Genomic DNA, 296 nt, shown 5'->3' with positions numbered 1-296 from the left:
TAGCCCTTTTGGTTGGCGCAGGTCTTGCTGTTTCTGGCGCGATTTTACAAAGCATTTCCCAAAATGAACTGGCTGATCCAGGTATTTTGGGGATCAATACAGGTGCAGGCCTCGCTGTTGTCTTATTTATCTTTTTTGTACAAGGTTCTTTAACGGGTCTTGGCAGCGCAAACCTTTTGGTGATGCCGTTATTTGCGCTAAGCGGTGCACTGCTTGCTGCTTTCCTCATTTATATACTGGCTTGGAAAAAAGGCATTACGCCAGTGCGGTTAGTGTTGGTGGGGATTGGTTTAAAT

Annotated in this window: 1 protein-coding gene; it reads left to right on the top strand. The window is 45.6% G+C overall.

The window, feature by feature from the left end; translation table 11 throughout:
• Positions 1-296: iron chelate uptake ABC transporter family permease subunit (locus tag CHH91_RS18335; RefSeq protein ID WP_141234210.1), on the top strand; the 296-nt coding region annotated here is incomplete at both ends.

The organism is Virgibacillus sp. 7505, assembly GCF_002272135.1.
Lineage (GTDB): Bacteria > Bacillota > Bacilli > Bacillales > Amphibacillaceae > Terribacillus.
The sequence above is the reverse complement of the archived record's forward strand: the minus strand, read 5'-3'. Positions and strand labels throughout refer to the sequence as shown.